16 protein-coding genes and 1 pseudogene are annotated in these 18,935 nt (G+C 62.9%); 12 read left to right on the plus strand and 5 right to left on the minus strand.

The window, feature by feature from the left end:
* Positions 1-138: 138 nt before the first annotated feature.
* On the minus strand, positions 139-891 hold the full coding sequence (locus BUB53_RS17625; protein WP_229709581.1) for a metallophosphoesterase: 753 nt from the start codon (positions 889-891) through the stop codon (positions 139-141).
* Between the two features lie 163 nt (positions 892-1,054).
* On the minus strand, positions 1,055-2,113 hold the full coding sequence (locus tag BUB53_RS17630; RefSeq protein WP_073036519.1) for a tyrosine-type recombinase/integrase: 1,059 nt from the start codon (positions 2,111-2,113) through the stop codon (positions 1,055-1,057).
* Positions 2,114-2,135: 22 nt separating this feature from the next.
* Here BUB53_RS17630 and BUB53_RS17635 point away from each other — a divergent pair, with 22 nt between their 5' ends.
* The 9 genes from BUB53_RS17635 (at position 2,136) to BUB53_RS17680 (ending at position 12,855) form a co-directional block, all read left to right on the plus strand.
* Entirely contained in the window at positions 2,136-2,357 is a 222-nt protein-coding gene (locus BUB53_RS17635) for a type II toxin-antitoxin system CcdA family antitoxin (protein ID WP_073036521.1), read from the plus strand.
* Between the two features lie 12 nt (positions 2,358-2,369).
* Positions 2,370-2,663 (plus strand): CcdB family protein, encoded by a 294-nt coding sequence (locus BUB53_RS17640; protein WP_073036523.1) that lies wholly within the window; start codon positions 2,370-2,372, stop codon positions 2,661-2,663.
* Positions 2,664-2,920: 257 nt separating this feature from the next.
* A complete protein-coding gene (locus tag BUB53_RS17645; RefSeq protein WP_073036525.1) occupies positions 2,921-3,874 on the plus strand; it encodes a DUF1403 family protein in 954 nt (317 codons plus the stop codon).
* Entirely contained in the window at positions 3,871-4,473 is a 603-nt protein-coding gene (gene scpB / locus BUB53_RS17650; protein ID WP_073036527.1) for an SMC-Scp complex subunit ScpB, read from the plus strand. Before BUB53_RS17645 ends, scpB begins: the two co-directional genes overlap by 4 nt.
* Before the next feature lie 470 nt (positions 4,474-4,943).
* On the plus strand, positions 4,944-7,286 hold the full coding sequence (locus BUB53_RS17660) for an FAD-dependent oxidoreductase (RefSeq protein ID WP_073036531.1): 2,343 nt from the start codon (positions 4,944-4,946) through the stop codon (positions 7,284-7,286).
* A gap of 267 nt (positions 7,287-7,553) precedes the next feature.
* On the plus strand, positions 7,554-9,380 hold the full coding sequence (ftsH, locus tag BUB53_RS17665) for an ATP-dependent zinc metalloprotease FtsH (RefSeq protein ID WP_073036533.1): 1,827 nt from the start codon (positions 7,554-7,556) through the stop codon (positions 9,378-9,380).
* The gene (locus tag BUB53_RS17670; protein ID WP_073036535.1) at positions 9,377-10,297 is read left to right on the plus strand and encodes a patatin-like phospholipase family protein; all 921 of its coding nucleotides are present in this window, start codon (positions 9,377-9,379) and stop codon (positions 10,295-10,297) included. Before ftsH ends, BUB53_RS17670 begins: the two co-directional genes overlap by 4 nt.
* A 213-nt stretch (positions 10,298-10,510) precedes the next feature.
* On the plus strand, positions 10,511-11,188 hold the full coding sequence (locus BUB53_RS17675) for a DUF6781 family protein (RefSeq protein ID WP_073036537.1): 678 nt from the start codon (positions 10,511-10,513) through the stop codon (positions 11,186-11,188).
* Positions 11,188-12,855 carry an ABC1 kinase family protein gene (locus BUB53_RS17680; protein ID WP_073036539.1) on the plus strand — a complete coding sequence of 556 codons (1,668 nt, stop codon included), beginning with the start codon at positions 11,188-11,190 and terminating at the stop codon, positions 12,853-12,855. The genes BUB53_RS17675 and BUB53_RS17680 overlap by 1 nt, the downstream gene beginning before the upstream one ends.
* A 270-nt stretch (positions 12,856-13,125) precedes the next feature.
* On the opposite strand, the gene BUB53_RS17685 is transcribed toward BUB53_RS17680, so the two are convergent.
* Together BUB53_RS17685 and BUB53_RS17690 are read right to left on the minus strand one after the other, a co-directional pair.
* On the minus strand, positions 13,126-14,673 hold the full coding sequence (locus BUB53_RS17685; protein WP_084729283.1) for a Fic family protein: 1,548 nt from the start codon (positions 14,671-14,673) through the stop codon (positions 13,126-13,128).
* 148 nt (positions 14,674-14,821) lie between these two features.
* Positions 14,822-15,055 (minus strand): hypothetical protein, encoded by a 234-nt coding sequence (locus BUB53_RS17690; RefSeq protein WP_073036543.1) that lies wholly within the window; start codon positions 15,053-15,055, stop codon positions 14,822-14,824.
* Between the two features lie 421 nt (positions 15,056-15,476).
* Between BUB53_RS17690 and BUB53_RS17700 the strand changes: the two genes are divergently transcribed.
* The 3 genes from BUB53_RS17700 to BUB53_RS17710 are packed head-to-tail and all read left to right on the plus strand — an operon-like array spanning position 15,477 to position 18,555.
* Positions 15,477-15,740 carry a hypothetical protein gene (locus tag BUB53_RS17700; protein ID WP_229709580.1) on the plus strand — a complete coding sequence of 88 codons (264 nt, stop codon included), beginning with the start codon at positions 15,477-15,479 and terminating at the stop codon, positions 15,738-15,740.
* Entirely contained in the window at positions 15,737-17,239 is a 1,503-nt protein-coding gene (locus BUB53_RS17705; protein ID WP_084729285.1) for a sulfotransferase, read from the plus strand. Before BUB53_RS17700 ends, BUB53_RS17705 begins: the two co-directional genes overlap by 4 nt.
* Entirely contained in the window at positions 17,236-18,555 is a 1,320-nt protein-coding gene (locus BUB53_RS17710) for an arylsulfotransferase family protein (protein WP_073036548.1), read from the plus strand. The genes BUB53_RS17705 and BUB53_RS17710 overlap by 4 nt, the downstream gene beginning before the upstream one ends.
* A 76-nt stretch (positions 18,556-18,631) precedes the next feature.
* Here the strand turns inward: BUB53_RS17710 and BUB53_RS23245 are convergent.
* A pseudogene (locus BUB53_RS23245) lies at positions 18,632-18,901 on the minus strand (ISKra4 family transposase); the annotation flags it as partial.
* Between the last annotated feature and the right edge of the window lie 34 nt (positions 18,902-18,935).

The raw sequence follows: 18,935 nt of genomic DNA on the forward strand, positions 1-18,935 counted from the left end.
ATTATTGCAATGTCAGAGTCGTATTCGACTACCCGGTTCGCTGCGATGGCGGTGAGTTGACAGCTGTCAACTCCTGGGCTGGAGGGTGCTTCCGAGGCGAAAGTTGACAGCTGTCAACTCAGCGCCCTGCCCTGCCCGTCAGGTCGACAGGAACCGCACATGCCCCGGCTCGATGATCGCCGCGGTCAGGCGACCTGTCTGGAACGCCCCGGTGTCAATCCCGATCCGCCCATCGCGGAATTCCGGGGCCGTGCGGATGAAGTGCCCATGAACGACCCACAGATCGTCCTTCCGGGGTGTCGAGAACAGTTTGGGATGACCCCACAATAACCCATGTCCGCGATGCGCCTGAATGGGTTGCGTAGGATCGCCCCCGGCATGGCTGGCCACGATATTGCCGTTCCGCCAGATCAGAGGGCGATGGGCGATCCAGTCCAGCAATTCCTCCCCTGCCCTGTCGCGCAATGCGGCGCTCAGTTGGTCGGGGTTGCTGCCATCGTCAGGATCGATCCCGAAACTGCGCAAGGTCTCCCGCCCGCCATTGCGCGACCAGAGCGGCCATTTGCTATTGGGGAGGTGCAGGAAGTCGATCATCATCGCCTCGTGATTGCCCATCAGGCAAACCACGTCGCCGGGTCCCCTGCCCTGTTCGAGATCTGCCAGCCGACGCAAAACCTTGGCGCTGTCAGGACCGCGGTCGACATAGTCGCCCAGACAAACCACAGGCAAACCCGGCGCTTCGGCCTCCAGCTTGTCCAGAAGCGCCTCAAGCAGATCGTCATGGCCGTGAATATCCCCGATGGCGACAAAGCTGTGGTCCGGGTCAATCGGTGCCGAGAAGCGAAACCGCCGTTTTCCCAGCCGGGTTATGAAATCCTGAATCATCGCCATGGGTACAGCTTTAAGGTGTTTGAGAACTTCGGCAAGGGGTGGCGTGTTATTTGCGGGCCGTTAACAGATTGTGCGGGAGTTCATGGTGTTTTCGGTGCAAAGGAAATAGCGACGAGCGTTGCTGCTTTGACAGCTATCGACGTAGCGAAACGCCTGATGCGTGTCACAACCCCGCCGCTTTGGTCAGGTTTACCCGGAACCGATCCCGCCTGCGCTGATAGCGGCGGGTCATTTCGGCGGAGGTGTGGCCAAGCTGTTTCTGGACATAGCGTTCGTCGACCTCGGCGGAACTGGCGAGACCGGCGCGGAGGGAATGACCGGAGAACAGCCGCAAGCGATCCTTCTCGGGGAGGTCGGCGCGGATGCCAGCGGCGAGGACGGTTTGCTTGATCAGGCGGGCGACGTGTTTGTCGTTGAGGCGGGTTTCTAGGGCACGTTTGCCGTCGCGGGAGGTGCGGGTGAAGATGGGGCCGAAGTCGATTCTGGCGAAGTGCAGCCATTGTTCGAGCGCGTGAACCGGGCAGGTTTGTTCCGAAGACCCGCGGCCGATCTCGACCTCGCGCCAGCCGGTTTTGGCATTGAGCGTGAGCAGGGCGCCATCGCTGAAAACTTCGATCCAGCCGCCGGAGTCGGGCGTGTCGTCCTTGCCGACATCGAGGCTGACGATCTCGGATCGCCGCAGGCCCCCGGCATAGCCGATCAGCAGGATCGCGCGATCCCGCAGGCCCCGCAGATCGTGGGGCAGGGTGGCCAGCATGGCGAGGATATCCTCGGCGCCGATGGCTTCTTTCTGCACCGGGGGGCGGGCGTGTTTGCGTTTGATTCCGGCCAGCACGGTGGCGATATGGCGGTTCTTGCGGTCGAGCGTCAGGCCGCGCTGCGCGTAGTTCCAGGCGAGGCCGGAGAGGCGGCGCTCGATGGTCGAGACCGAAAGGGCAGGGGCGTTGCCAGCCGGTGCGGCAAGGTCCGCAAGGTAAAGCCCGATCATTTCCGGCGAGGGGGGCAGGGGATCGGTGCCTTTCAGACGGCACCAGCGGGTAAAATGCGCCCAGTCCCTTGCATAGGCTTTCAGCGTGTTTTCGGAGGCGGCGGCGCGGGCATAGTCGCGTGCGGTATCCACCAGCCGATCCAGCGTGCCCGACCCGGCGACATGGGAGGGCAGGGCGATGTCGTCAGCCTCGTCTTGTTTTGGAGAGGCGTGAGGATTATACTCCTTTGACATACGTATTCTCCGGGAGGTTTCGATGGGGCGTGTGAAGGTCAATCTGACGCTGGACGCGGACGTGGCGGAAACGGCCCGATCGCTGGGGCTGAACATGTCGCGCCTTGCGGAGGCCGCGATTTCCGAGGCCGCCAAGGTGGAACGCAACCGGCGCTGGCGCGAGGAAAACAGCGCGGCGATCAGCGCCTATGCCGACGAGGTGGCGCAAGAGGGCCTGCCCCTCGCGCGGTACAGAAGCTTCTGAGGCGCAGTTGCGATGGCGCAATTCGATCTTTACCGGCTGAGCGGCGGGCAACTTGTGGTGGATTTGCAGACCGACCTGATCGGCATCGAGGCCTCGCGGGTGGTGGCCCCGTTGCGTGAGGCGGGCCGGTATGCGGCCTTTCCGGGGCTGACGCCCTCTGTCGAGGTCGGAGGGGCGACATGGATCGTGCGCGTTCAGGAACTGGCCGCTGTTCCGGGGGCGGAATTGCGCGACGTTGTCGGATCGTTGTCCGAACATCGGGACGCGCTGAAGCGCGCCCTGGATATCCTGATCGACGGCGTTTGACGGGGAGCGGGCAAAAGCGCGCCGATCTCTCTGGTCGCGCTGAGCCGCGTTAAGCGTATCAGACGGGGCTGAGGCTGTTTTCCCGGTCTTTGGCGGCATCTTTTCCCTGATATCCTGCGCAAAATGGGGCTGTGACATAGCCTAATCCATTCATGTCCGATAAGGCAACATTATTGGACGTGACGGGGGACCACAAGGCGGGGCGGTTTGCACATCATATTGTGGACGAAAGCGCCGCGTCGATGTAGGCTCTTGGCATGACATATGCCCGCGACCTCCGCATCAACGGCCCTGACACGCTACCCCGGATGCCCGCCTGGGTCACCTCCGTGCGCGCCGAAACCCCTGAAACTGTGGCTTTTCGGTCGGGGGCTGCGTTCTCGGTGCTCGATCAACTGGTAACTGATCCCAGGCATGGCGTGCCGGTGAGGTTGCTTGCCAACCGGCTGGCGCTGAGCGCCGCAACCATGACCTCGAAACTGGAAGGGCGGCTGGCGCGAGAGGCGGATATCCGCGATGCCTGGCATCTGACGCCACCGGGCGAGGCGCGTGGGCCGGACGGCGATTTGCTGGAGTTCTGGCGCGGGGCGGTGCGCCTGCGGGCGGGCAGCGCTGGTGAGATCGCCGATTTGGTTGGAGGGGGTTTTGCAGGTGACGTTGGTGTCTGGCTGGACGCCGGGCAAGAACGCGCCCGGACCCATGGGCCGCTTGCGGGTTGTGTGGCTGTCCTGCGTGCCGTACTCGACGCCGACGACCGGGCGGAGCGTGTGGCCTGTCTGCTGTCCGACATCGTTCTGGCGCGGGCGCTGAACTGGAAGGTGGTGCTGCCCGTCTCGGCGCAGCGGCTCAGCAAGGGGATGCTGCGCGATCTGGCTGCGAACGGGCAGGGGGCCGGACTGGCGGTTCAGGCGCGGAGTCTGGAAAGCGTTGGGGAAACGATCCGGCTGGCGCGGGACCTTGCCCGCCGCGCGGAGGCGCTCCGTGCTGTCGCGTCGAAGCTGCGGGCGAAAGGGTCGGACGCGGCGGTCGGGCTGTTCCTGAGAGAGGATGCCGTGGCGCCTTCGACCATGCTGTCGCCGCGCATTCGGGGCACGTCGATCCCGATGAGTGACCGCGCTGCACGGCGCTTCTGCGACCGGCTGGTCGAACTCGGTGTCGCGCGGGAGTTGACCGGGCGGGCGAGTTTCCGACTCTACGGGATCGCATCATGACAACAGCGACCCGGAAACGGAAACCGGCGGATGAGGGCGGCGCCGTCTTTGACCGGGAGCTGAACGACCTGCCGCCGGAGCTGCGCTGGCGCGAATGGATGGGGCGGATCGAGGCGGTGTTGTTTGCCAGTGCCGCGCCGGTTGGCCGCGAGGATCTGGCGCGCCTGGTGGGGCAGGGGGCCTCGGTCGAGATGCTGATCGAGGATATTCAGGCCGAGTTGGGAGGCCGTCCCTATGAACTCGCGCAGGTGGCGGGTGGCTGGATGTTCCGGACCCGAACGCGGTTCGCCGAGGCGATCAAGGTGGCGGCCGATCTCGGGGAGCAATCGCTGGCCTTCACCGAGATGGAGTTGGGGGTGCTCTGCGCCATCGCCTATCATCAGCCCATCGACCGGGCGGGGCTTGCCGAGATCTTCGGCAAGGAGGTCAGCCGCGATCTGCTGGCCCGGTTGCGCACCAAGGACCTGATCGCGAGCGGGCCGAGGTCGCCCCGGCCGGGTGCGCCGCATACCTTCGTGACGACGGAGACGTTCCTAGTGACCTTCGATATGCAGAGCCTGCGGGACCTGCCGGAGTTGGAACTAGGTGCCGGAGAGTGAAGGAACGCGCGCTCACGATCGACGCAATTGTTGTTAAGGCCTGTCTGGCGGGAGAGAATCGCGACTCCCGGGGAAATCGACCGGGGCGAAGTGGGCGCCCGGCCGAGATCGGCTGGCGGAGGCGCATGTGCCAATTCCCGGTGAACCCGTCTTCCATTTGTCTGGTTCTGGCAACTTCTTCTTCTTCAAGCGAATCCGGAGCCCTGCGCCTGGTGCAATCCTGTATGCCAGCCCGTCCGATGGGCGAGGGCGCCTGCTCTGCGCGAAAACCGGCCATGTTGGGCTATGCTGCGGCAGACGGAGGCGGAAGACCAGGACAGGAGCGTGAGAATGGAAATCGGAATTGACAGGAGCCGCGGCCCGTCGCAGCTTGCGGACCGAAGGCATTCGGCAGGGTGGGGGGCTGCGATTGTCGGCGTTGCATCCGCCTCGGTGCGGTCTGTCAACGCAGGGTGCGAAGGGATCGCGTTATGACGGATCGGCAAAGTCGCAAGTCACGCACGGGGGGCGCGGTAAAGCGCGCGTCCTCGGCCGGGTCCGTAACCGCCCCTTCGCGACAGGCCGATTTCCTGTTGGTCGGCGGCGGCGTCGCGAGCGCCATGGCGGCCGAAACCCTGCGGGCGGAGGGCGCGGCGGGTTCGATCCTGATCCTGTCGAATGAACCGGTGCGCCCCTATCACCGGCCACCATTGTCGAAGCAGACGCTGATCGAGGATGCGGAAAACCGGATTTTCGTTCATTCCGAGGAGTTCTATCGCGAAAAGGCGATCGATCTGGAACTCGATACGACGGTGATCTCGGTCGATACGGAAAACCATGTGGTGACGACGGCGGCGGGCGCGCGGATCGGCTATGGCAAGCTTCTGATCGCGACCGGCGCGATGCCGAAGGACCTGTCCGTTCCGGGCGCCGACCTTGCCGGCATCCATACCCTGCGGCGGAAGGCCGATGCCGAAGAGATTCGCCGGGATGCCGCGGGGGCCCGTCATGCCGTGGTGCTTGGCGGCAGCTTCCTGGGGATGGAGACGGCGATGACGCTGCTCGGTCTCGGGCTCGATGTCACCATGATCGAAGCCGGTCCGCAGCTTCTTCCCTATCTCGAATCCGCTGAGCTGTCCGCGTATTTCAGGAGTTATGTCGAAAGCCGGGGTGTCACGGTCCTGCTGAACGAAACCGCCACCGCCTGCCACGGCGCCGAGCGGGTTCGCGCGGTCGAGACGAATTCGGGGCAGCGGCTGCCTTGCGACCTTGTCATCGTCAGTATCGGCGTCGAGCCCGCCGCCGGGTTCCTGCAGGACAGCGGCATCGCGCTGGACGACGGACACATCGTGGTGGACGCGTTTCTTTGCACCAACGCGCCGGATGTCTTTGCCGCCGGCGATGTCGCTGCCTTTTACGATCCGGTTTTTGAGCGCCGCCGCCATGTCGGGCATTGGGACAATGCGGTGAAACAGGGGCGTCTGGCGGCCCGGAACATGATCGGGCGGCGGCTGCCTTATGACGAGGTCTCATATTTCTTCTGCGAGATCGGCGAGATCGGCTTCAACATGCTCGGCTGGCCCGAGGTGGCGGAGGAGCGGATCGAACGCGGCGCACTCGAAAACCGGTCCTTCTCGATGTTCTATCTGAAGGGCGATGTTCCGTGCGCGCTGTTTTCGATTGGCCGGCCCGTGGACGAGACCCGCCGCATCGAGAGCATGATCCGCCATCGCGTGAATATCCGCGCGGTCCGGGACCGTTTGACGGACCCGAGCTTCAGTCTGGACCATGTCCCGATGCAAACCGCGCTGGTGCTTCAGGGTGGCGGCGCTCTTGGTGCCTTCGAATGTGGTGTCGTCAAGGCGCTTGAGGAAGAGCGGATATTCCCCGACATCGTCTCCGGCATATCCATCGGCGCCTTCAACGGAGCGATCATTGCCAGCCACCCGCGGTGCGCCACCGAAGCGCTTGAGTCTTTCTGGGCTGAATTGTCGGTGACCACCCCCGGCATACCCTTCGCCCTGGGCAGGCGCGCGCTTGCCGAGTTGCAGATACTGGCATTCGGGGTGCCGGGATTTTTCGAGCCTCGCTGGATGCAGCCGATGGCGTCATTCAGCAAACTGCCGTTCAACTGGACGAGTTACTACGACACCGCGCCCGTGAAAGAGCTGCTTGCGAAATACGTCGATTTCGCGGCTTTGAAGACAAGCCCGGTACGGCTGCTGCTTAGCGCCGTCAACGTCGCCACCGCAGAGCTTGTTCTGTTCGACAGCTATGTCAACGATCTCACCGCCGACCACATTCTTGCAAGCGGCAGCCTGCCGCCGGGATTTCCCTGGACGGTCATCGACGGCAAGGCCTATTGGGATGCCGGCATCGTCAGCAACTCGCCGCTGGATCTTCTCATGGATCGGTGCGGTCCGGACGGGAAACGGGTTTTCGTGGTCGATCTTTTCGCGGGCGAAAGCCCGCTTCCGGCCAATATGGCCGAGGTGCTGCTGCGGCGAGACGAAATCGTCTATACCGAAAGCATCAGGAGCGACCTGCGCCGGCGCGAGACGATTTCGGCGTATCGCAAGCTCATCAGCCATCTCGTTTCCCGGCTCGACCCCGCCGAGGCCGCTAGACTCGAGCTTTTGCCGGGATATATTCAGCTTATGGGCGACGGGGGCGAGACCACCATCACACGGTTTGCCCGGCAGAGACAGGAGGGGGCGTCGTCCGACTACAATTTTTCGACCGAGACCATCGAAGCCCATGTGGCCGAAGGTTATGCTGAAGCGAAGAAGGTTCTTGGCATGGCGGCGGGGCCTCATGACAGTTCTCATAAATGATGCGACATGCACCATGACAGGTGATGTCATGGTACAGAAATTCGCCTTCTTCGTTCGTTGCCGGTTTGAAACGGTCGGCGCCAAAGCAGATATCGCCGGGGTTCGTGAAACTCAGGGCAAGGTCCGGACAGCGCATGTCTCGGACCGATGGGACCAACGCGGCGCCCGTCAGGTTGCGCAGGCGCATGCCAGACGACGTTTGCGAACGGTGCGCCCATCTTTTCGATTTGCACTGCATTGCCCATTCCCAAATTTGAGAGACGTCCGATGAAGAAAACCTCCAAACTCAACTACTGGTATTGGCCTATCGTCTTTCTGGCCTTGCTGCTCTTCCAGTACTTCTACTCTGCCGAGACTCAGATCGCTCGTATCCCCTACAGCGAATTCTCGGCCTATCTGGAGCAGGGGCGTATCGCCGAGGTGGCGGTTTCGGATCAGTATATCCAGGGCGAGTTCATCGAGCCGGTGGATGGCAAGACGATGTTCGTCACGACCCGCGTAGAACCCGATCTTGCCCGCGATCTGGCGGCGCACGGGGTGACGGTCAGCGGCCAGATCGAAAGCACTTTCCTGCGCGATCTGCTGTCCTGGATTCTGCCGGTGATCCTGTTCGTGGGCATCTGGGCCTTTCTGATCCGCCGTATGGGCAGCGGTGCGGGCGGCATGATGCAGATCGGCAAGAGCCGGGCAAAGGTCTATGTCGAGACCGAGACCGGAACGACCTTCGACGATGTGGCAGGGGTTGACGAGGCCAAGGAAGAACTGCGTGAGATCGTCGAATTCCTGAAGAACCCGCAGGAATACGGCCGCCTTGGCGGACGGATGCCCAAGGGTGTGCTTCTGGTCGGCCCGCCGGGCACCGGCAAGACGCTTTTCGCCCGCGCCGTGGCCGGCGAGGCCGGGGTGCCGTTCTTTTCGATCTCGGGGTCCGAATTCGTCGAGATGTTCGTGGGCGTCGGCGCGGCGCGGGTGCGCGATCTGTTCGAACAGGCCCGCAAGCAGGCGCCGGCCATTATCTTTATCGACGAGCTCGACGCGCTCGGTAAGGTGCGGGGCATCGGCCCGGCCATGGGCGGCAACGACGAGAAGGAACAGACGCTGAACCAGTTGCTTGTCGAGCTGGACGGGTTTGATCCGTCCGCCGGCGTGGTGCTGCTGGCGGCGACCAACCGCCCCGAGATACTTGACCCTGCCCTGCTGCGGGCCGGGCGCTTTGACCGGCAGGTTCTGATCGACCGTCCCGACAGGAAAGGCCGGATCGACATTCTTCATGTCCATCTGCGCAAGGTGACGCTGGCGTCCGATATCGACCCGGAGCAGATCGCGGCGCTGACGCCGGGCTTTACCGGGGCCGATCTGGCCAACCTGGTGAACGAGGCGGCGCTGCTGGCGACCAGGCGCAAGGCCGACGCCGTGGCGAAACAGGATTTCGACAATGCGATCGAACGGATCGTCGCGGGGCTGGAAAAGCGCAACCGCCTGCTGAACCCCCTGGAACGCGAGGTGGTGGCCTATCACGAGATGGGTCATGCGCTGGTGGCGATGGCGCTGCCGGATTCGGATGTGGTGCACAAGGTGTCGATCATTCCGCGCGGCATCGGTGCGCTCGGCTATACCATCCAGCGCCCGACCGAGGACCGTTTCCTGATGACCCGCGAAGAGCTGGAAAACAAGATGGCGGTGCTTCTGGGTGGGCGGGTTGCCGAAAAGATCGTCTTTGGGCATCTGTCGACAGGCGCCGCAGACGATCTGGTCAAGGTGACCGACATCGCCCGCGCGATGGTGACCCGCTATGGCATGTCCGAAAAGCTGGGCCATGTCGCGCTGGAACGGCAGCAGAACACTTTTCTGGGGCAGGGCGCTGCGCCGCAGGATGTCTCCTATGGCGAGGCGACCGCCGATGTGATCGACGCGGAAGTGCGGGCGATACTTGATGCCTGTTTCCAGCGGGTCGAAGCCCTGCTGACCGATCTGAGGCCGGTGCTGGAGGACAGTGCCCGCCTGCTGCTCGAACGGGAGACGCTTGACGCCGACGCGCTGAGCGACTTCGACGCGCGGGTGAAACGTACGGTCGGCGAAGTTTCCGCGGCATGACAGGGCGTCGGATCGGCATCGCCCTTGGTGGCGGGTCCGCCAGGGGCTGGGCTCATATCGGGGTCCTCGAAGTGTTGCAGGAGGCGGGCTTCGCGCCCACGCTCGTCGCGGGCACGTCAATGGGTGCGCTGGTCGGCGGTGCCTGGGTGGCCGGCAGTATCGACGCGTTGAAGGCCTGGGCATTGCAGGTGGACCGCCGCCGGATCGCGGGGATGATCGACGTCAATCTGCGCACTGGCGGGCTGATGGACGGGCAGCGCATAAATGGCTTCCTCTGCGGCCTCGGGCTCGACAGGGATGTCGGCGAGTTGCCGACCGCCTATACGGCGGTGGCCACCGATCTTGCCGCGGGCGATGAAGTCTGGCTGAGACACGGGTCGCTGGTCAGCGCAATCCGCGCCTCGATTGCCATTCCGGGCATCATCAGCCCGTGCCGCATCGACGGGCGCTGGCTCGTGGATGGCGGCCTGGCGAATCAGATACCGATCTCGGCCTGCCGGGCGATGGGCGCGGATATCGTCGTTGCGGTCAATGTCAATGCGGGCCTGCTGGCCAAACATGCGGCCGGTTTCAGCAATGCGGAGCCCGATACCGCGCGGATCGCTGAAATTCTCGAACAGGTTCCGGCGCGGTTGTACCCGCTGGCCGATCGTGTGTTGCCACAGCTGATGGCTGGCGGACCGCAAAGACCGGGCTATTTCGAGGCCCTTGCCGCCTCTTTCAGCATCGTGCAGGACAAACTGGCGGCCGCGCGCCTTGCCGAAGCGCCGCCGGATGTCATGATCATGCCAGAGGTCGCGGCGATTTCGTTGATGGAGTTCGACCGGGCGGAAGAGGCGATCAGGGCGGGGCGCGCTGCCACCGAAGCGGTGCTGGAGAGGATCGAGACCCTGGTGGCGTGCGACGGCCCTGTCTGAGGCACCCGGTATAGTCTCAGGCCTTGGCCCCGTCCGTGTCTCATCATCCATCGCCGCGCAGGCGTCGGCGAGCGCGGACCCTGCATCGCGCCGACAGTCCCGATACTGCGCCAGATCACATATCTAAAAGTTTGGAATCGGTATAGGCTCTCACTACGTGATCCGAGTCGAATACCAAGGTTCGGACCCTACATGACACAGGAATGAGAGACGATGGAGCAATACCACGAGACTGATCCTGAGATCAGCCGCGCCGCGCGCGATGCCGTGGCAAACGGCGACGATATTCGTCGCGAGATTCGTGACATTGTCGCGGGCGCCGTGGCCCGCCGGCCGTTGGAACAGGACAGCTTGCGCCATGTTCTGAAACTCGTCCTCAAGGGGATGGCCGAAGGAATGCCTGAAAGCTCTGGCGAGATAACTGCGGCGATGCGCAAGGCAGGAGAGGGAATCGCGGATGCGATGGAGCCTGTTGCCGAAGCCCTGCACCTCGCCATCGACGAAGCCCGCAGCAGGGGCGACGAATTCACCGAAAACGATCTGAAACGCGCGACGGACGATCTGGCCGCGCTCGACCGGCTTTATATCGACACGATGCGTGACTTCGCCAAGGCGGGGGCGACCACCGCACAAAGGACAATCGGCGATCTGGCCACTCATATGGAGCGCAGCAGTGACAAGGCTGCCGGGGTCGTGCGAAGCGCTGCCGAAACCGTGGGGCAGGGCATGGCCGCTTCGGGCCGCCCTCATCTGTCGGATGTGAACCGTGCCGCGAGGGCCGGGATGGGCACGATTGCCGCGCTCGGCAGCGCGATCCTGGGCGGGATCGCAGAAGGGCTCGCCGCGGCGGACCGATCGCCGCCCGCCGATGAAACGAAAAAGGACGGCTGATGTCGGCGGGTATTCCCTTTGCGGCACAGGATCTGCGGCGGCTGGCCGAAATCTCGGGTATCCTGATCGCGCACGGCTTCGGCGATCTGGTGCGTCAGCTTGGTGCTGACAAGCTGGTCGGCGGGATCAGAAAGGTGACGCATCGGGAACCGGCCTCGCCGGATCACGGTCTGGCGCCGGAAGAGCGTCTGCGTCTCGCCCTTGAAGAACTGGGCCCGACCTTCGTCAAACTGGGCCAGATCCTGTCAACCCGTGCCGACCTGTTGCCCTCTGCCTATATTGCGGAACTCGGCCGTTTGCGCGACAAGGTGCGCACGCTCGACTGGGAGGATCTGATCGTCGAGGTCGAGGCCGAACTCGGCATTTCTCTGATTGACGCGTTCGATGCGCTCGATACCACGCCGCTGGCCGCCGGGTCGATCGCACAGGTGCATCGGGCGCGGCTGAAAACCGGCGAGGAGGTTGTGCTCAAAATCCGTCGCCCCGGCATCGTTCCGGTGATCGAGGCGGACCTGCGGCTGATCGGACGGCTGGCGAGCCTGGCCGAAGCGGAGGGGCTTGGACGGTTTCGACCGATCGAGATTGCCACAGAATTTTCCCGCTCCCTGCGCAGTGAGCTTGATCTGGCCAATGAATGCCGCAATGCGGAACGGGTCGCGACCAGTTTTGCGGACACACCTTATATCCGCATTCCCGCTGTCTATTGGCAGTGGAGTTGCGAAAACATGAACGTGCAGGATCACGTTACCGGTGTCCCCGGCAGCGATCTGGCGGCGGTCCGTGCCGCGGGGCTGGACCTGACGGTGCTGGCGCGGCGCGGGGCCGATGCTGTGCTGAAGATGATTTTTGCCGACCGGTTCTACCATGCCGATCCGCATCCGGGGAATGTCTTCTACGGACCCGGAAACGGGATTTCCTTTATTGATTTCGGCATGGTCGGGCAATTGACGCGCCAGCGCCGGGACGAGGTGGTGGATCTGCTGTTCGGCGTTGTCGAAAAACGGGCCGACAAGGTGGCCGAGATTCTGTTGAGTTGGGCCCGAACCGATGACGGGGACCCTGTGCGGCTGACCGCTGAAGTCGAAAGATTCATTGACCGGGTGCATGGTGTTCCGCTCGGGCAATTGCATCTGTCGCGCATGATTTCCGATCTGGTGGCGGTGATGCGCGAGCATCGTCTGGCTCTGCCATACGATCTGACGATGCTGATCAAGGCATTCATCTCGCTCGAAGGCATGGGGCGGGAACTCGATCCCGATTTTGACATGGTCAGCGCCGCGCAGCCATTTCTGGAGGATCTGGTCTGGCAGCGCAGCGGGCCGGGGACCCTGCTGCGCCGTGCCCGAGAGGGCGTTTCGGATGGCTTTGGGCTGATGACGGAGCTGCCGCGCGATCTGCGCAAGTTGCTCGATGTCGCCCAGACCGGCCGGCTGAAACTGCATATCGAGCTGGATCAGGGCGAGCGGTATCTCAAACGGTTCGACCGCCTGATGGCGCGGCTGACGATGGGTGTTGTCATCGCGGCTCTGATCATCGGCTCGTCCATTGTGATGGCGGCTTCGGGCAACGAACTTTCCATAGGCGTTTCGGTCTTTGCGCTGCTTGGGTTTTTCGGCGCGGTGACTGGCGGGATCTGGCTGCTTTGGGCGATCTGGCGGGACAGATGAGCCGGGTGTCACATTGGCGCTCTTGCCGATCCTCTCGGAGCCTGACCTACACCCTCGCCCGGGCAAGATCACCTAAAGCAGGCAGATCCTCGACATCCGCCGCGCCGAGCGCGGAACGATGATACGCCAGACGGCATGGGCGACGATCTCGCGGGGAAACGGCAGCCTTTCAGGCGAGGCATGATCAACGGTATCTTCATCCCGGCCGCTTAAGCGGAAATCGCGGGGCAAACACATTGGCAACGGCTCCGGGACAGCCATTCTCGAAACCTATCCGTCAGAACCGAAACTTTCCTCATAGGCGTGTTCGATCCGTGCTGCTTCATCATCGGTCAATGCCTCGAACTCATTGGTTCTGACGCGACGTGAAAGGGTACCACCGTTTTGCCGCAGGAAGCGGAACAGCAAATCGATGGTGCGTTCGGGCATTTCAACGATGTTCTCGATCCGGGCGCGGAACGCATCATAGCCGTGCAGGAAGGCCGTTTCGGAAGGCAGGTCTTCTTCAATTGTCTTCTGAACGCATGAATAGAGAAATTCCGCATGTGGGGTCGCATCGAAGAAGCGGTAGAAATCACCCGTGTCATTCAAGACGCGAACATTGAACTTCTCCGTCGGTTCCCACTCGATCAGCGGCAGGAGCCGTGCTGAATAGCTCTCAAGGACCATTCGGTACTCATCGATGCGCTCAAGGATTGCGGCGGACACGGGGAAGACCATGCCTGGAGGGTTGAAGCCGCGTTCCGCAAGGACATGATGAATCAGGTAGCGGTGCAGCCGGCCGTTGCCGTCTTCAAACGGGTGGATATAGACGAAACCGAATGCGAGGATTGCCGCGGAAACCACCGGGTCCGAGTGCCGAGACGCACCCTGATCAAACGCGATCATACCGTCGGTCAGGGACGGAAGATCTTCATGCCGCGCGCTGATGTGATCAGGCAGAGGCATGCGTGTCTCGCGGTCATGCCCCCCAACAAAACCGCCCTCGTCGCGGAAACCCAGCTTAATGAAACGCGCGTCGCCTATGACCATCCGTTGCAGCCGGAGCAGTTCATCCCGGTCGAGAGGTTGGCGACCGGCTTCGCCGATGGCACGGCCCCACCGTTGAATGCGGTCTTGAGGCGGGCGTTCACCTTCGATGGCATAGCTAGAGCGTGAGTCCTTGAGCAGCAGGAATGCAGCTGTTCGTGCGAGTAAGTCTCGGGGGATGTCAGCGATGACCGCACGGGCACGGCCCGGCAGGTCCATCGCGATGAATTCTTCGAGTCGTCGCGTGCGGAAGACCAGCGGGCAAAAATCTTTGGTTCCCGGCAGGTTGTTTTTTACGCGATATCGGGGAGCGTTTTCACCTTCCGTCGCGAATTGCTGGTCGGGGTCAACGACAGGCACGTAGCGACCGCCTTTCGCATCTGGCAAATCCAACCGGCTGCCTGTCAGCCATTCATACAGAAACCAGATACGCCTTGCGTAGCTGCCGGTCGGCTTGTTGCGCACGATTTCTGCGATGGCATCGGGTCCGGTGGCCGCGAACAGCCTTGTGAGGACAGCGAGATCAAGCCCTTCGTACTTGAGTGCGAACGTGAGGTGACCATCGAGGTCTGCACTCGGGGCGTGACGTGGTGTCAGGATGCGCCAGGCATCATCCTCGACGATGCGGTGATGGTTGCCCGTCGCCGACAGTTTGCGGGGCAGGGGCACAGACAATCCGTAGGCATCTGTCAGTGCGCCGTAACCCGCCAGGGTGGCGGTCTCCGGGAGGCGACGCTCCTGAAAAATGGTCCTCGGGCCCGAAAAATGTACCTCTTGTCCGGATGGCATGAATCCTGTTCCCTGGGCGTGAATTTTCGTTGGCGAGCATGGTCTCCATGAAATTTGTTCCTATCACATGAAAAATATATGTGAAAAGAGGATTTTCGTGAAAAATAGTCCTTCGTATCCAGGAATCTGAACAAGTCAGGTCACAAATCTATCCGGGACCGACCGACGTGCGAGGATTGGCAGCGGCCCCGGCCAGCATCAGCCGCCGGATCTGTTCGACATCATCTACCGTCCAGATATCGGTCGAGAACACCCGGCCCACGCGTTCCACGCCGATTGTCGGGTCGCCAATATAGTAAATCCGGCGCTCGGCCTGGAAGGCGCCGGCAGGCACAGGGCCCTTCACCAAAGCATGGTCGCGTGATTGAACGGATACGAGCATTGTCGCATGACCTCGACCGGCGGCTTCCGAAACGGCGGGAAACAGAGCATCCGCCGGAACAGGAAGAACATAGAACGAGCAGATCAAGAGCGTCTGAAAGTGCTCTGCGGGCGGCCCCTGCCAGACCGGGCGCGAGACTTTCCGGCTCTACGGGGGTTGCGCGACGCTCAGGGAGAAATCCGGCCCGGATCTCGATCTATCTCCCTTGTGAACGACGCGGAAGACCTTGCCGCGATCCTGAAGGTACCGCCATTGTCCGGCCTTCGGGGTGTCCGCTTGCATCCCCTTGAGAGAAAAATCGCCGATCCGGGTGCCCGGATCGGCACGATGCCGCCGTGCGCAACGGAACTCGTTGGGTTCAGGGATCAGGGACATAAGTTGTTGGTTAAGTTTCCAGATCCAACTTAACAGTGAGGGTGTCATGGCTGACCATGTCAATTCGTTCAAACGTATATCCATGCTGCTGGCTGCGGCGGCCATAACGGCGCTCCCCGTCGAGGCGCAGGCCTATGTCGGTCCGGGGGCCGGACTGACAGCCATCGGAACGATGATCGCATTCGGCGCGGCGGTGGTGCTCGCGCTTGTCGGGTTCGTCTGGTATCCGATGAAGCGCTTGATGAAGGGCCGCTCCGACGCGCGGAATGCGCAAAGTTCCGCGATTGGCAGCCAGGAGCGAGGTGAGTGATCATCGCGGGCCTGGTGCTGGGGCTGGTCGCCTTTATTACGGTTCTCCGACTCCTGGAGGCAGAGGGGGCGGCCCGGCACATCGTGTCGACGGCGCAGCAATCCATTCAGGTCATCACCGATCCCGACCTCTCCGACCTGGACAAGGAGCGTCAGGTACGGCGCGCCTCGCTGTCGCTCTTCGGGAGTTTCCTGAAGATCGCCGGTATCGGCGCAGCGTCGCTCGGCGCAACCGTGCTCGTGATCTGGGCCGGTGCGGCTTTGGGCTTCTACACCGTGGATGCCGTCCTTGCGGTCGCGATGGACTGGCGGTTCCTCCTGGGATCGACCGTGGGGGCCGTCGCGCTCTGGATCCTTCTCGACCGCGTGGGCGGCCGCAGCCCGGCCCCGACATCGCGGGACACCGGCGAAGTGCCCTACGGCCCGATGGAACAGGCGCTGCACGATTTCGCCTTCGCATCGCCCCGTCGCCAGCGCCGGCTCGGGGCGATCGAGACCCGCCTGTTCCGCAGCCGTATCGACCCCGAACACGCTGCACGGCCGGTCTTTATCACCTCGCTGCCGCGCGCGGGCACGACGATCATGCTGAACGCTCTGGCGGAGTTGCCGGAGTTCGCCTCGGCAACCTATCGCCACATGCCGTTCACGCTGGCACCGCTGCTTTGGGGCAGGATTGCGCCGCTTGTCCAGAAGACCGCCGAGCGCGGCGAGCGCGCGCATCGCGACGGTATCGAGGTGTCGGGCGAGAGCCCCGAGGCGTTCGAGGAAATGCTCTGGCTGGCATTCTGGCCCGACCATTACGGGAAAGACCGCATTCAGACCTGGAGTGCCGACCAGTTCGACCCCGTCTTTGCCGATTATTTCCGCACGCATATGGCCAAGGTGGTCGCGGCCAAGCCGGGCGCGCGGCGCTATGTGTCGAAGAACAACGCCAACATCGCCCGCCTGCCGCTGCTCGACGCGATCTGTCCTGACGCGACCGTGGTGATCCCGGTGCGCGACCCCCGCGCCCAGGTCGCATCCCTGATGCGCCAGCATGCGCGGTTCCTCGACCTGCATGCGCGCGAGCCTTTCGGCCGCCGCTACATGGAAGGTGTCGGCCATTTCGAGTTCGGGGCGGCGCTTCGCCCCATCGACTTCGGCACGGATAGGCCCGCTCCCGCAAGGGAGGAGATCGGCACGGATTTCTGGCTGCGCTACTGGATCGACGCCTACGAGCATGTATTGGCGACGGCCGGCGGCAATGCGGTCTTCGTCGATCACGACGCGTTGTGCGTTGCGCCGGGGGACCATCTTCCGCTGCTGGCCGAGGCGATCGGTGCCGAGGACGTGCGGGAGATTACAGGCCTCGCAGCGAAGTTTCGCGCGCCTGCCCCGCTGCCCGAACTTGACCACGCCAGCCCGCGGCTTCTGGACCGGGCGCTGTCGCTGCATGGCGTGCTTCGCCAACGCGCGCTGGCGCCGACGGTTACACCCTTGCGCAAGGAAACATTCGTATGACCAAACCGCCGCTCCCGGAGCGACTTGCTCCGGTCGTGTTCGTCGTATCTGTCGGAGCCCTTGGCATCGTCTACGGGACAGTATCGTCATGGTGGGGCTGGTTCCCGGCACCACAGATCGGGATGGCGCACCGGACATATCTCGATATCAGTTCGAACTGGCGCAACGATATGGGGCTGGAACCGACCCGGCACCTCGTCGCGCCTGACGATGGCGATAGCGGTGAAGCGGACCCTGATCGAGGCTACGAGGTTTTTCAGCCTGACAGAATCCAGCCCGGCTATACGCTCGTGGCAGGCCTCAACAACGATCCCGATGGCACATTCCACGTGGTCCGGCTCTTCGACGCCTCGGGCGAAGAGGTGCATCACTGGCCGATCCGCTACGACGAACTCGACGGAGAAATCCGCCCGCAGAACACGATGCTGCACGGAATGGAGGTTTTCGAGGACGGCTCAATTGCCGTGACCTTCGACTCGGGGCAGGCGCTGGCACGTCTCGATTCCTGCGGCGAGCCGATCTGGAGCAATACCGGAGGCTATCATCACACGCTCACCCGAGACGGAGCCGGGAACATGCTCACCTGGCGCGAGGAGATCATCGTCTGGGTCGACGAGGAGACCGGCGAGGAGGTCCATACGCTGGACCTGCGCCGCGACATCGCGCGTGGCGACGATCGTGCGCAGCAAGGGTACCTGGACATCCGCACGATCACGCCGGAATCCCCGGAGCAGAAGGTCCGTTACGGCGTCGATCCGTTCCATCCAAACGACGCCGAACCCCTGAGGGAAGAGATGGCCGACGCCTTCCCGATGTTCGAAGCCGGTGACATCATGCTGAGTCTGCGCGAGCTCAATCTCGTTACCGTGGTCGATCCCGAAAGCGGCAGGATGAAGTGGTGGCAACACGGGCCGTGGTTCAAGCAGCACGATCCCGATTTCCAGCCCGACGGCACGATCACCGTCTATGACAACAATACCGGCACCATGCGCTCGCGAATCCTGAAGATCGATCCCGAAAGCGGCGAAGTGACCGAGCTTTATGCCGGAACCGAGGATCAGCCCTTCTACTCCTGGCGGCGCGGCAAGCATCAAATCTTGCCGAACGGGAACCTGCTGTTGACGGAGGCCGAGCATGGGCGGTTGCTGGAGGTCGATCCCGAAAGGCAGCCGGTTTGGGAAAGGCACATGAAATGGGATGCCGAGAGCAATGTAATCGTGACCGAGGCCCGTTACATCCCTGAAGATTTCTTCACGAACGGTGTCCCGAGCTGTTCGAACGAAGTCAGTGACGCCGGGAATGGCGCGCCGGGCTGACCCCCGGTGGTTTTGGCAATGGGGCGGTGTTTGCCGAGATAGGCGCCATGGCCGGGGAGTGGAAAGAGCGTGGGAATCAGGCCGCTGCAAGTTGATCGGCTGAAAGCCTTCCATCGAGGACAGCAGCTCTCACTGCCGCCACGCGGTGAGAGCCGCGCGGAGACCATCGCATCCGCTGCTTTTTGCCCATGCGGGTGTTGGCAAGGTTATTCACAGGGCCCTCGGTCCGACATGTCGATACCGCTCGTCCTTGCTGCTTCCGCTTTGCATAGTTGGCGACGGCGGAGCGGTTGTATTCAAGGTCTGTTCTCAAATCCATGGCGCGTGCAACGACAGAAAATGCCGCCTTTCGCCGGGGGCCGGAGGAGGTCTTGCGGATT

The sequence above is a fragment of the Roseovarius pacificus genome (assembly GCF_900142665.1).
GTDB lineage: Bacteria > Pseudomonadota > Alphaproteobacteria > Rhodobacterales > Rhodobacteraceae > Roseovarius > Roseovarius pacificus.

Coding starts and splice junctions, on each gene's coding strand:
- BUB53_RS17625 (WP_229709581.1), bottom strand. CDS start 891: ATGGCGATGATTCAGGATTTCATAACCCGGCTGGGAAAACGGCGGTTT.
- BUB53_RS17630 (WP_073036519.1), bottom strand. CDS start 2,113: ATGTCAAAGGAGTATAATCCTCACGCCTCTCCAAAACAAGACGAGGCT.
- BUB53_RS17635 (WP_073036521.1), top strand. CDS start 2,136: ATGGGGCGTGTGAAGGTCAATCTGACGCTGGACGCGGACGTGGCGGAA.
- BUB53_RS17640 (WP_073036523.1), top strand. CDS start 2,370: ATGGCGCAATTCGATCTTTACCGGCTGAGCGGCGGGCAACTTGTGGTG.
- BUB53_RS17645 (WP_073036525.1), top strand. CDS start 2,921: ATGACATATGCCCGCGACCTCCGCATCAACGGCCCTGACACGCTACCC.
- scpB (WP_073036527.1), top strand. CDS start 3,871: ATGACAACAGCGACCCGGAAACGGAAACCGGCGGATGAGGGCGGCGCC.
- BUB53_RS17660 (WP_073036531.1), top strand. CDS start 4,944: ATGACGGATCGGCAAAGTCGCAAGTCACGCACGGGGGGCGCGGTAAAG.
- ftsH (WP_073036533.1), top strand. CDS start 7,554: ATGAAGAAAACCTCCAAACTCAACTACTGGTATTGGCCTATCGTCTTT.
- BUB53_RS17670 (WP_073036535.1), top strand. CDS start 9,377: ATGACAGGGCGTCGGATCGGCATCGCCCTTGGTGGCGGGTCCGCCAGG.
- BUB53_RS17675 (WP_073036537.1), top strand. CDS start 10,511: ATGGAGCAATACCACGAGACTGATCCTGAGATCAGCCGCGCCGCGCGC.
- BUB53_RS17680 (WP_073036539.1), top strand. CDS start 11,188: ATGTCGGCGGGTATTCCCTTTGCGGCACAGGATCTGCGGCGGCTGGCC.
- BUB53_RS17685 (WP_084729283.1), bottom strand. CDS start 14,673: ATGCCATCCGGACAAGAGGTACATTTTTCGGGCCCGAGGACCATTTTT.
- BUB53_RS17690 (WP_073036543.1), bottom strand. CDS start 15,055: ATGCTCGTATCCGTTCAATCACGCGACCATGCTTTGGTGAAGGGCCCT.
- BUB53_RS17700 (WP_229709580.1), top strand. CDS start 15,477: ATGGCTGACCATGTCAATTCGTTCAAACGTATATCCATGCTGCTGGCT.
- BUB53_RS17710 (WP_073036548.1), top strand. CDS start 17,236: ATGACCAAACCGCCGCTCCCGGAGCGACTTGCTCCGGTCGTGTTCGTC.